This window comes from Algisphaera agarilytica (assembly GCF_014207595.1).
Lineage (GTDB): Bacteria > Planctomycetota > Phycisphaerae > Phycisphaerales > Phycisphaeraceae > Algisphaera > Algisphaera agarilytica.
Genome location: NZ_JACHGY010000001.1, coordinates 562,775 through 574,949, shown reverse-complemented (window position 1 = coordinate 574,949; position 12,175 = coordinate 562,775). Strand labels below are relative to the sequence as shown.

The following is a 12,175-nucleotide window of genomic DNA, read 5'->3' as shown; positions in this document are numbered from 1 at the left end:
CGTCATCGGCCACGCAGCGGCATACCGAAGTAATCCCGCGCGTTGTTGAAGCAGATGTTCTGCACCACGCCGCCGAGCAGGTCGAGGTCGTTGGGCAGCTCGCCCGCCTCGGCGTCTTGGCCGATCAGGTTGCAGATGATGCGGCGGAAGTATTCGTGGCGGGGGTAGCTCAGGAAGCTTCGCGAGTCGGTGAGCATGCCGATGAAGTGCGGCAGCAGGCCGAGGTTCGACAGCGCGTTGAGCTGCCACTGCATGCCCTCTTTCTGGTCGAGGAACCACCAGCCGCTGCCGAGCTGAACGTGCCCGGGCCTCACGCCGGGCAGCACGCCTTGGAAGTTGCCCGCCATGGTGGCGAAGAGGTAGTTGTCCTTGGGGTTGAGGTTGTACAGGATCGTCTGCGGAAGTTTCTGCTCGCGTGCCAGTGTGCCGAGGTGTCGGCGGAGCCCGGCAAACTGCGGGGTGTCGCAGATCGAATCGAACCCGGTGTCCCGGCCGAGCTGTTCCATGGCGTAGGGGTTGTTGTTGCGGATCACGCCCAGGTGCAGCTGCTGCGTCCAACCCGCGGCGTGGTCGAGGCGGCCGAAGAAGGTCATCAGGAACGAGCGGAACCGCAGCTCATCCAAGGGGCTGACGTGGCCCGCGTCGTCGATGAGATCGTCAGGGTCGAGCCAATCGTCGCTTGCACCGCGGGCGCGGTCGAAGATCTCGCGGGCTTTCTTTTCCGAGCACGCCATCTCGGGCAGGTGGGACATGCCGTGGTCCGACAGCCGGCAGCCGTTGTCGTTGAAGAAGGCGTGGCGTTTGGCCAAGGCGTCGAGGAAGTCGTCGAGCTTGCGCACCTTCACGCCCGCGGCCTCGCCGACCTGGTCGACCGCGGTGTTCCACGCTTCGACGTCATCCATCGTGTGGTAGCGGTCGGGGCGGAAGGCCGGGACCACCGTGGTCTGCGGGTAGGGCGACTGCGCGTTGAGCTGTTGGTGGTGGGCCAGGTCGTCGGCGGGGTCGTCGATCGTGCCGACCAGGGCAACGTTGAACTTCTGGAAGATCGCCGAAACCGGCAGGTCCCCCAGTTGGCGGTTAGCTTCTTCCCAGACCTCGCGGGCGGTGGCTTCGTTCAGCAGAAGGTCGATGCCGAAGTAGCGGCGGAGCTCGAGGTGGGTCCAGTGGTAGAGCGGGTTGCGCAGCGTGTGGGGGATCGTCTTGGCGAACGCGAGGAACTTGTCGTACGGCTCGGAGTTGCCGCTGATGAGGTACTCGTCGACCCCTTGGGCCCGCATCGCCCGCCACTTGTAGTGGTCGCCATCGAGCCACACATCCGTGAGGTTCGCGAACCGGCGGTTGCCCGACAGGTCGGCGGGGGGGAGGTGGCAGTGGTAGTCGTAGATCGGCATCGACGCGGCGAAGTCGTGGAACAACCGGCGCGCAGGCTCGTTGGTCAGCAGGAAGTCGTCGTGCAGAAATGTCATGGCGGGCCTCGGAGGTTTCGGGCGATATGGTCAAATCGAGCGGCGGTAGTGTCGTCGATATCGATGGGGATGGCAACGGGACAAAGTATTTGGCGATCTGGCGATTTCGTGATTTGGCGATTGTCGAACCGCAGCGTTTAATCCGCCGCCGCTTGCGTCACCTAATCGCTAAATCACCAAATCACGAAATCGCCCAATACCCTTTACGAAACCGCCAGATCAGGCTCCGCCAGCTTCTCCATCCCGGCCGCCCAGAACTCGCGGAACTGCTCGGCGTCGTGGATCGGTTGGACATCGCGACGCAGACCCGGCCAGGGTTGGAGGTGGGCCGAGTACTTGCTGATGCGGGTCTTGATCGTTCGCAGCGCGACCGCTTCATCGCGGTACTTCACGAGGTTCTCGAAGTGATCGAGCACGAGTTGGGCACGGTCCACGCGTGGCAGCGGGGCAGGGTCGCGCCCGGTCGCCAGGCGGTAGGCGATGTCGCGGAACAGCCAGGGCTGGCCCATCGCGCCGCGGGCGACCATCACGCCGTCGCAGCCGGTGACGTTGATCATGTGCTCGGCGTCCGCGGCGGTGGTGATGTCGCCGTTGCCGATCACGGGGATGTCGGGGTGGTGTTTCTTGACGCCCTCGACGGTCATGGTGATGCCGTCGAGCCGGACGCTGGGTTTGAACTTCATCGCGGTGGTTCGGCCGTGCACCGTGATCATTTGGATACCCACGTCGCACATCTTGGCGGGCAGCGAGTCGGCGACGATGCAGGTGTCGTCCCAGCCCAGCCGGATCTTCGCGGTCACCGGCACGCTGACCGCCTCGACCACCGTCTTGGCCACCGCCACCGCGTGGCCGGGATCGCAGAGCAGTTTGGAGCCGCCGTGCTTCTTCGTGACCTTGTCGACGGGGCAGCCCATGTTGATGTCGATGACCGTGGCCCCGCGGCCCTCGGCCCACCGCGCCGCCTCGGCGAGGATGTCGAGGTCGCAGCCGTAGAGCTGCATGCATACCGGGTCGTCGTCCGGCGAGGTCGCGGCCCGCCACATCGCTTTGTCGGTCTCGCGCAGCACGCTGTGCGGGCAGAGCAGTTCGGTGCACGCCAGGCCCAAGGCTCCATAGGTCCCGTCGCCCACGTCCAGCGATCCGCCCAGGTGCTCGGGCTCGCACGCCACCCCCGGCACCGACCGCGCCACCAGCCGATAGGCCAAGTCGAAGTAGCCCGCCACGGGGGCGAGCAAGAGGTTGGTCTTTAGTTGGACGTTACCGACGCGGAGCATGGCGATAGTTTACCCCAGCCTCACGCCACATCGGTTTCCGGGTTGAGTTCCGGGTCCGCCTTCGGTTGGGGCTGGCCCGCTTTGGGCATCATCGGGCCGGAGAGGATGACCGGCTTGAGGGTGACCTGGCTCGGGTCGTCGGGGCGGCGGTCTTTGTTGCGGGGCCGGGGACTGGTCACGCCCAGTTCGACGCAGAGGTCGTGGACGCTTCGGACCGGCACGTCGTCGGGGTTGGGCTTGAGGATGCGTCGACGCAACCGTGAAAAGCGCTGGCCCTCTTCGCTGTCGCGGTCGTGGTTGACCAGGCCCTTGAAGTCGGCGTTGTCGTGCGGCCGGGTCATGTTGGTGGCCAAGGCAAAAAGGTCGAAGGCCGGCGACGGCGGGGTGGGCAGGTGGTCGAACACGTCCGAGCGTATGAGCTTCTTGCGACGCTGACGCTGGAGGTCGCGGGTGATCTGCGACGACTGGAGCATCTCGTGGACCAGGGTCTCGATGATCTGGGTGGTGGAGAGGTCTTCACCGATGCGCACCGAGGAGCCGAAGTCGATCATGCAGACGCCGTCGCCGGTGACCAGCAGGTTGTCCAGGCGCAGGTCCAGGTGCATGATGCCCACGTGCTCGTGCAGGGCCCGTAAGAGCTCGGCGGTCTGCTTGGCGAACTCGGTCTGGCTGATCGGCTCGCCGCCCTGACGCAGCCACTTCATCGACATGGCCCGCACCAGCCCCTGGTTGTCCGACTCCATGCTCATGACCCGCGGGGTCTTGCGTTTCAGCTCGGGCGGCAGGTCGCGCTGCAGCAGCTTGAGGAACGCCGCTTCACGCGTGAGGAAGATCGGGAAGACCTTACGAACCAGTTTCTCGGCGATGATGCCCAGGCGCTCGGGCGGCACCCCGGGCGCAGTCTGTTTGAGGCGATCGATCGCCTGCTCCATGGTCGGCACCCGCTTGAGCACGACAAACCCGTCGGTGGCGTAACGCTCGTCGGCCTTCCCTTGAGCACGCACCAGCCGGACGTCGTACGAGTGCTTCGCGGTCAGACGCGAGATCGGATCGATCAGGACCTTGCGGACCACAAAAAAGTGAGCGTGTTGTTCGAGTAGCAAACGGCGCAACGACGCGGGAAGCGGCAGACGGCTCAGTTTCTGGAGTTGATCAAGACGCGGGCACACCAGCGATTCGGGTTCCTGCTCGATCAGCCACTCGGGCTTGTTGCGGTAGAACCCCAAAAGTTCTTCGAGTTCACGCGGCTGGGTGGAGACGAAGATCAGCTGTCCACCCCAACGCAGGCGATCGAAAACACGGTCGGGGCGGGCGTCGTGGAAGCTGGTGCTGAACTCGTAGTCGTGGACGCCGGAGATGTGGAACTGGGCTTGCGATTGGGCGTATCGGGTCCGCTCGGCGGGGGCGGCCAGCACCCGCTCGGCGACCGGCGCAATCACCCCTTGGAACGCCTCGGCCTCGGCGGGCTGATCGCCGGGCGTGGGTGAGCTGATCGACGGGGGCTGGAGCAGTTGAGCGATACGACGGAGCATGGAGTCTTGGTAGGGACGGCCGGAAGGGTTTACTTCAGGGGTGCCAATATTCTAAGGGGCTGGCGGGGTTCTTCAGGAGCCGGACTCTCCGGGCGGGGCGGGTTGGGGGCTGCGGGGGCGCTGGGCGGAACGGATCGCGTGATCCACGAGTTGATCCATCACGTCGTCCGACACGTGGACCTCGGGTTGGGGCGTTTCGGGGCTGTCGGTCTCGCCGTCGGCTGGTGGCGGGGTGTCGTCCTGATCGGTGGAAAACGCTTCGGCGATCAGTTCTTCGGGGGCACGCTTCGCGGGTACCGCTGCATCACGGCTCGTCTTGGCGGGAGGTTGGCGTACCGGAGTGGGCCGAACCTCGGCGGGCGGCTCGGCAAAGGGGTCCACCCCGGCGGTGGTCGGCGGAACGTCCGAAGCTTCTTGCCGAGGTGTGATGTCTTGGGCGGGAGCGGTGGCGGGTTGTTCGGGAGCTGAATCATCTGTGGGCGGGGCGTCTTCGACCCGGGGCAGCGGAGCCGCCACCATGCCCGAGCCGCCGTCGGCGGAATGCCCGCCGGCCCGCGCTTCGATCGCCGCAGCGAAGATCCCCGAACCCGTTGTTCCCCCCACGGCCGAAGCACGGCCCGGGATTCGACCGTTGGCGTTGGGGTCCATCCGTTTCGCATCGCTGCGGTTCAGCACGGTGCCGAGGATCGTCGCGCCCACGAGCTTCAGCCGGGTCACGGCTTTGTCGTAGTCGGCTTGGGACTGCCCGCCGCTGACCACCACCACAGTGCCGTCTGCTGCGGCGCAACCGAGCATGCCCTCGACGCTGCCGGTTGCCGAGCCCGCGTCGAGGATCGTGGCGGTGTACCCGCCTCGTCGCGCTACTTCCATGAGCTTGCTCAGCCAGCGTGAAGACACCCGGCCGGTCCACTCCTCCCGCAACGTCTTGGCCTGGCCCATCGCGCTGAGCACCGACAGCCCCGGCACCCGCGTCTGCACCACGCTGCGTCGCAGCGACATGCCGGTGAGGATCGCGCCGAAGCCCAGGTCGTTGGCGTCGCCCAGCGCGATCGCTTCGCGGTCTTCGTCGTCGAGATAGCCCAACGCCTCGATCACGCCGTCTACGCCGAGTCCCTGACGCGCGGCGTCTTCGTCGGTGCCCGTGCCGGCGGGTTTCTGCAGCCACGCCAGATCGATCAGCAATACCCGGCTGCCGGACAACGCCATCGACACCGCCAAGCCGACGGCGACGCTCGTTGCGCCGCTGCCCGCAGCGATGCCGGTGACCGCGAACGCGCCGCCGGGAAGTTGGCCCTCGCCGCCGTTGCGCATCTTGCTCTCCAGCACGGCTCGCACCGACTGGATCGAGGCGACTTCCATCGGCTGCTCGCCGGGCTCGGTGGCTTCGGTGCTCGAGTCATCGGTGGTCGGCACCGCGCCGAGCACCGGGACCGCCGAGCCCACCAAGCCGCCGTCGCGTGATCGGCGGACGCGTTTATCCAAAAGGAACATCAGCCCGCAACCGAACACACCCACCAGCGCTCCCGCCAGCCCGCCTGCCGTTGCCGCCCAAGGCCGGGTGTCCCGCCAGATCGATGCATCGGGCGATGTCATGCCGGCTTCGATCAGCCGGACCCCTGTGCCGGGGTCGAGTTGTGAGACCACGGCCTCTTGCTCGGCCAGAAGTTTCTCCGCACGGGTCACATCGGCCTGGAGGTTTTGCCACGCCGCGAGACGCGGTTCGAGCTGTGCGACTCGTTCATCCGCGGCTTGCTGGGCTTGCACGGATTGTTCGAGAAGCTCCTGGGTTTGGGAGACCCGGACCGCGCCAAACGCACCCCCGGTCTCGCTGAGCGGGACGATCCGCGTGTCGGCCGCGCGGGATTGGAGCTTGGTCTCGAGGGTGACTCGTTCCTGCAAACGTTTGGCCATCGCGGGGTTCGGCGGCCAGATCGCCTCGGCGAGTTGTTGGTTGAGTCCCCGTACCCGCCCCCACCAGACCGCGGCTTCCGGATCGAGCGCCGCGACCTGTTCGACACTCGGAACTGAGAGCAGCTCCAGCTCTTCCATCCGCTGAGCAAGTCGTTCGCTGTTTCGCTGGGCCTGAGCCTGCGCCCACACGGCGTTGGACCACTCCGGGTCTTCTGTATTCAGCGGGCTTGTGTTGGATGGGGTTTGATCCGCTGCGCCGCTGCGCATCGCGGCTTGGGCCTCGGCCAAACGTGTTCGTGCCGCCGCCGCTTGGGACTTTCGCTCGGTGAGTTTGGCCAGTGCAGTTTCCAGAGCCTGGGCCCGGCTGGCGTCTTCGTCGAGCGCGGTACTCGATTGGTAAGCCGCGAGGATCGCGCGCACGGCATCCGTGGCCACGTCGGGGTCGTCTGCGATCGCGGAAAGGTCCAGCCGTGTCGGTGCTTCGGGGGAACGCTGGACGGTGATGGCCAAGCCCTGGGGCTGGTCGCCATCGCCCGACAGCCGCCGCAGCTCGGCGAGTTCGCGTTCCACGACTTCATCCATCCGGAGGTTGCCGGCGGTGCTAACCGAATCGGCGTCTTCGGAGATAAGCCCCATCAGCTTGTGCGCGGAGCCCAGCCGAACGTGTCCCTGGGCTTCATGGGTCACTTGGCCCCATCCCCACCAACCCGCCGCCGCACCCGCGCCGGTGCCAATCACCCCCGCGAGTAGCAACCAACGGCCGCGCCCCGACAAACGCATCCACCAGCGGGTCACCTGGCCGGCATCCGCGGCGGACGTTGCATCGCTCCGCGAGGTCTTGCTCGTGGGCGCAGGTCGTCCGCTTTTTCCTCCGCGATTTGTGGCCAACTACGTGCACTCCTCAACCACCGCAAGCCGGGAAACCCTTGGCTCGAGGCTCAAAGTTGTCCTGCACCCTGATCGATATGTTTACCGCAGCGATTACCGCTACCCACCGCCGCGAGTATACCAGACCGGGGGCGAGCTTCTTTCCGTTTTAACCCAGAACATCCAGCTGGTTTCCCAAAGTTTCGGTTTGGAGGCTGACGGGGTCGTTCTGGCTCATCTCCTGGGTATAACGCCCCAGGGCTTCGGCGAGTTGCGACTGCTGGGCCCCTTGGACCGACCGCAGGGCCGAGTCCATGGAGTAGCGGCCGGCCCGACTCCCGCCGGTCTGCTCAATGAGTGAAAGGAGCGTGTCGGTTTGGGCCTGCTGAGCATCCTGGACGAGGCTCTGCCCGGCCGATCGCAGCAGCAGACGCCGGGCCTGCTCGGCGACTTCCTGGCCGGCGCGGTTCTCCAGGCGCTGGCGCTCGGCAGCAAGCGTCGATTGGTTGTGTTGGTTGACCAGATCGAGGCTGCCCACGGTGTTGCGGACGAATGTTTGGGCCTGCTGCTTGGCCGAGTCGACCTGTTGCTGCGCGGCCTGGAGCACCTCCAACGCGCGGGTTCGGTTGCTGGCCGAGAAGCCCAGCGCACCGCCTTGACCCAGGTCCGCCAGCGAGTTGTCGGCATCGCCCAACGCGGCCGCGGAAACCGACGAGAGCGATAGCGAGCCGGTTGCCCCCGACTCGGTGGAATAGTTGAAATCGAATGTGTTCGGGGTGGAGACCTCGCGCTTGCTGGTCACATCGGTTTCCGACGGCGTGCTGGGGGTGATGGCGCCGGCCAGGCCGCGGATGGTGTCGTTGGTGTAATCGACCTCGGCGATAATGACGTCGCTGTCGCGCGGCGTGAAGGCGCGCAGGTTGTGGTTGTCGTCGAAGTAGAACTGCCCGCCCTCGTAGACGACCGAGATCAGGTGATCGGCGTTGTATTCGTGGGGGAGCGATCCGAAGCGGGTGTGGACCGATTCCTCGGAGTACAGGATGTAGCCGGTGCCGGTGCGGTCGTCCGTGGCGGTGACGGCTCGGCCGAGGTTGCCCAATTCAATCGAGGGGGCACCCGGGTCGGCCGAGGCGGTGAAGGAGGTGCCTTTCACCTCGAACTCGCCGAGGTTGAACTCGCCGTCGTAGATGTTGCTGCGGAAGCTGAGGTCGCCCTGGGCGTAGCCCAGTTGAACGCCTCCGAGGGTGGGGATGTCGGTTTGCTGAACGGGTTCGGGGGCGGCGCCCTGGGTTTCGGTGATCGTTCCGCCGGGGAAGAGGCGTTGCCCCTTGAACTGGGTGTTGTCGTTCACGGCGTCGATGGTTGCGAGGAGTTCATCGATCCGGGTTTGGGGCGTTGCGGAGTTGTGGGAGCCGGCGTAAATGCTGCGCAACTCGTCGATGGCGGCGCTGACTTGGTCGAGCCCGTTGATCGCCGTCTGGCCGAAGGCCTGTGCACGCTCGGCGTTGATGCCGGCGGTCTTGAGCTGGTTCTCGCGGCTGCGGTTGAGTTCGTAGGCGATGAACGCGGCGGGGTCGTCCTTGGGCCGGACGGTGACGCCGGCGTTGAGGCGCTGGATCGTGGAGTTCACCTCGCGGTTAAGGCGCTGTTGGTGGTAGGGCGTGGACGTAACGTTGCTAAGAGTGAGTGACATAACCTGGACCTTTCGTTTGAGGTCCAAGGCATGCGATTCAGCACAAGGCGCGGCGAGGGAAAGAGCGAAGATTCCGCCGCGCGAGGGCGGCTTCGTTCACGACGCGCGCGTCGGAACGGCGGGGCGATAGGGAACTCCCCCCTTGTGGGTTAGGGGCGCAAGAGATCGTTTGACGCGGGAGGCGAACAAGAAAACGAGATACGCGAATTCATCGTAGAAATAAGGGAATACTCGGTTACGCGATCGGATCAGGCTGTCACCTACGCCGCGCGTTGAACGTGGGGGAACGTCTGATTTCGATGAAGAAAAAAAGGCACGATCATTTCGATGATCGCGCCTTTTCAGGTGTGCAGGTTGTGGATAAGCGGGTCAGCCTTTGGCTTGTTTCGCTTTGGCGTCGATGAAGTACTTGCGGGCTTCGCCGGCGAGGTAGAAGCTGCCGGTGACCACGATCAGGTCTTCGCGGCTCACGGCCCGGGCGGCGAGCTTGAGCGCGGCTTCGAGGTTCGGCGCGGTCTGGGCCATCTTCGGCGACAGGTCGTTGAACCGACGCATCAGGTCGTCCGGCTCCTCGGCACGCGGGTTGGCCTTGGCGCGGGTGAAGATGATCTTGTCGGCACCCAGAGCGATCTGCTTGAGCATGCCGTTGATATCTTTGTCCTGGCCGCAGCCGAAGATCATGACGAGGCTATCGTATTGGACGTGGGCCCCGAGCGACTTGGTCAGTGCGGTGATGGACGCGCCGTTGTGGGCCCCGTCGATGATGACGCGGGGCTGATCGAGGACGGTTTCCATCCGGCCGGGAAGTTCGGTCGCGGCCAGGCCGTCGATGACCTGGTTGAGCGGGAGCGTGAAGCCGTGGGCTTTGAGCTTGTCGAGCACCGCGAGGGCCAGGCCGCAGTTCTGGGCCTGGTGCTCGCCCTTGAGCGGCACGGGCAGGTGTTCGAACTTGGAGGTATCGGTGGTCAGGCAGACGCGGGTGTGCGGGCCGAGTTCACGGTTGGCCTCGAAGCGGTAGGAGAAGTCGAGCTCCTTGCCGGTGACCTCGAGCGTGGTGCCGACTTCCTCGGCGACCTGTTTGAGGGTTTCGTCAGCCTCTTTTTCCTGGGCGATGGTCAGGGCCGGGACCTCGGGTTTGAAGATGCCGGCTTTTTCACGGGCGATCTCGGGCAGGGACTTGCCCAGCAGCTGGGTGTGGTCCAGCGAGAGGCCGGTGATCGCGGTGACCAGGGGGGTGACCACGTTGGTCGAGTCGAGCCGACCGCCGAGTCCGGTTTCGAGCACGACGATATCAACCGCTTCTTGCTGGAAGTGCAGCAGAGCGGCGGCGGTCATTATCTCGAAGAAGGTCAGTTGGTTGGTTTTGCCAAATTTGTGTTCGACCGAGGCGATGGTTTTGAAGAGCTCGGCACAGTCGCCGTAGGACACCATGTGGTTGTTGATGGTGATGCGTTCACGCAGGTCCACGAGGTGCGGGCTGCTGTAGCTGCCGACGGTGTAGCCGCAGGCCTGGAGCATCGAGGCGATCATCGCACAGGTCGAGCCCTTGCCCTTGGTGCCGGCGACGTGGACGATCTTCAACTGGTCCTGGGGATCGCCCAGCAGGTGTAGGAGCTTGCGCATCCGATCGAGGTTGAAGGTCGGCTGGTCGTACTTGATCATCCGTTGGCGTTCGTGGTCGACGTGCTCGTACAGCCAGCGGAGGGCGGTGGTGTAGTTGGTGATCGAGCCGGGGTCGGTGGTGGGGGTGCCCGCGGGCTTGCTGGGGCGGGCGGAGGGACGCCGAGATCGGCCCGCCGAGGCGGTCGATTTAGGTTTACGTTTGGTGTTTTGAGTGGAGGATGGCATAGTCCATCAGTGTAATTGAAAACGTCAAAAGAGTCAAATGTCAAACTCTAAAAACATAAAAAACAACGACTTACAGAAAATCGACGCTTGATCGACGTTCAGGTGGTGGGGCGTATGGATTGTTGACAAAGCCTCGCGGGAGCCGATCGATCAGCCGATCTTTTCCTGGCCGTTCATATACGGACGCAGCGCCTCGGGGATCGTGACGCTGCCGTCGGCGTTCTGGTACATCTCGAGGATCGGGATGAGGATGCGGGGGCTGGCGGCGACGGTGTTGTTGAGGCTGTGGCAGAACAGGGTCTTCTTGCCCTTGGGGTCGGCCGGGTCGCGGTAGCGCAGGTTCAGCCGGCGGGTCTGGTAGTCGTAGAGACGCGAGGCCGAGTGGGTCTCGCCCCAACCTGCGGCTCCGCCTTCGTCTTCGCAGGTCTTGCCGTCGGCCCGGCTGGGCATCCAGCACTCCAGGTCGATCATGTCGGCGTTCTTCGGCCCCAGGTCGCCCGTGCAACACTGCAGCAAACGGTAGGGCAGGCCCAGGCTCTGCAGGAATCCTTCGACGTACCCAATCATCTTCTGGTGCCAGTCGCGGCTGACTTGTTCGTCGGCTTCGCAGATCACGACCTGTTCGACCTTGTCGAACTGGTGGATGCGGTAGAGCCCGGCGGTGTCTTTGCCAGCACTACCCGCTTCGCGGCGGAAGCAGGTGCTGACGGTCGTATAGGTTTTGGGCAGGTCTTCGGGCGTGAGAATCTCGTCCATGTGGTACGCCATGAGCCCGACTTCGCCGGTGCCGGTGAGGGCCAGGCCGCCCTCGGCCGTGGGGTTGGCCACATCGTATACCTGCTCGCGGCCGTGGGGGAAGAAGCCCGTGCCGACCAGCGTCTGATGACGAACGAGGCAGGACGCGGACAACGGCGTGAAGCCGTTGATCTGGGTCATGAGGTCGAATGCATAACGCAGGACCGCTTGGTGTAGCCGCATGCCGTCGCCGACCAGGACGTAGCTGCGTGAGCCAGCGATCTTCACGCCGCGCTCGAAGTCGACCAGGCCGAGGTCTTCGATCAGTTGGATGTGCGACTTCGGTTCAAACCCGCGCTGCTCGGCAAACGGCTTGGCGGGGTCGAAGGCCAGTTCGCCTTCGGGGTTCCATCGGCGGAGTTCGATGTTGTCGTCGGCGGACTTGCCAACCGGCACATCGTCGTCGGCGGGCTGGGGGATGTGCAGCCACTGCTCTTCGCGTTGGCCTTCGAGGGTGGTGAGCTTCTCGCCGAGCTCGGCCTCGGTGGCTTTGATCTCGTTCGGGCGGGCCTGGAGCTCGGCCATGCGTTGTTGCAACGCGGCTTTGTCGTCGCCCTCGGCTTTCTTCATCCGCCCGGCGATCTGCCCGATCTCCTTGCCGATCGCGTTCTTCTCGGCCGTCAGTTGCTGGAGCTGGGTCTGCAGCGCACGGACCTCCTCGTCGAGCGAGAGCAGGCCGTCGATATCGACGTGGCTGTTCTTGTTCGCCGCGCCTTGGCGGTATTTGTCGGGGTTCGCACGCAGGTCTTTGAGGTCGATCATGTTGCGGATGGTAATCGACCGGGCGTG

7 protein-coding genes are annotated in these 12,175 nt (G+C 64.9%); all 7 read right to left on the bottom strand.

Annotation, left to right across the window (positions count from 1 at the left end; all coding sequences use genetic code 11):
- Nucleotides 1–2: 2 nt before the first annotated feature.
- Nucleotides 3–1,466 carry a glucuronate isomerase gene (gene uxaC, locus HNQ40_RS02470; protein WP_184676044.1) on the bottom strand — a complete coding sequence of 488 codons (1,464 nt, stop codon included), beginning with the start codon at nt 1,464–1,466 and terminating at the stop codon, nt 3–5.
- Nucleotides 1,467–1,669: 203 nt separating this feature from the next.
- Nucleotides 1,670–2,740 (bottom strand): tRNA dihydrouridine synthase, encoded by a 1,071-nt coding sequence (locus HNQ40_RS02465; RefSeq protein WP_184676042.1) that lies wholly within the window; start codon nt 2,738–2,740, stop codon nt 1,670–1,672.
- Between the two features lie 20 nt (nt 2,741–2,760).
- Nucleotides 2,761–4,272: a hypothetical protein gene (locus HNQ40_RS02460; protein WP_184676041.1), complete on the bottom strand. Its 1,512-nt coding sequence runs from the start codon at nt 4,270–4,272 to the stop codon at nt 2,761–2,763.
- Nucleotides 4,273–4,344: 72 nt separating this feature from the next.
- Nucleotides 4,345–7,071, bottom strand: coding sequence for a hypothetical protein (locus HNQ40_RS02455; protein WP_184676040.1), 2,727 nt, complete (start codon nt 7,069–7,071; stop codon nt 4,345–4,347).
- Between the two features lie 148 nt (nt 7,072–7,219).
- Nucleotides 7,220–8,743, bottom strand: coding sequence for a flagellin (locus HNQ40_RS02450; protein WP_184676038.1), 1,524 nt, complete (start codon nt 8,741–8,743; stop codon nt 7,220–7,222).
- Between the two features lie 369 nt (nt 8,744–9,112).
- A complete protein-coding gene (locus tag HNQ40_RS02445; RefSeq protein ID WP_184676037.1) occupies nt 9,113–10,591 on the bottom strand; it encodes a bifunctional folylpolyglutamate synthase/dihydrofolate synthase in 1,479 nt (492 codons plus the stop codon).
- A 150-nt stretch (nt 10,592–10,741) separates the two neighbouring features.
- Nucleotides 10,742–12,148, bottom strand: coding sequence for a serine--tRNA ligase (gene serS / locus HNQ40_RS02440; RefSeq protein ID WP_184676035.1), 1,407 nt, complete (start codon nt 12,146–12,148; stop codon nt 10,742–10,744).
- Nucleotides 12,149–12,175: the final 27 nt, after the last annotated feature.

Bases quoted from the DNA above. Each gene is read 5' to 3' on its own strand.
- serS (WP_184676035.1), bottom strand. From the start codon at position 12,148: ATGATCGACCTCAAAGACCTGCGTGCGAACCCCGACAAATACCGCCAA.
- HNQ40_RS02460 (WP_184676041.1), bottom strand. From the start codon at position 4,272: ATGCTCCGTCGTATCGCTCAACTGCTCCAGCCCCCGTCGATCAGCTCA.
- HNQ40_RS02445 (WP_184676037.1), bottom strand. From the start codon at position 10,591: ATGCCATCCTCCACTCAAAACACCAAACGTAAACCTAAATCGACCGCC.
- HNQ40_RS02465 (WP_184676042.1), bottom strand. From the start codon at position 2,740: ATGCTCCGCGTCGGTAACGTCCAACTAAAGACCAACCTCTTGCTCGCC.
- uxaC (WP_184676044.1), bottom strand. From the start codon at position 1,466: ATGACATTTCTGCACGACGACTTCCTGCTGACCAACGAGCCTGCGCGC.
- HNQ40_RS02450 (WP_184676038.1), bottom strand. From the start codon at position 8,743: ATGTCACTCACTCTTAGCAACGTTACGTCCACGCCCTACCACCAACAG.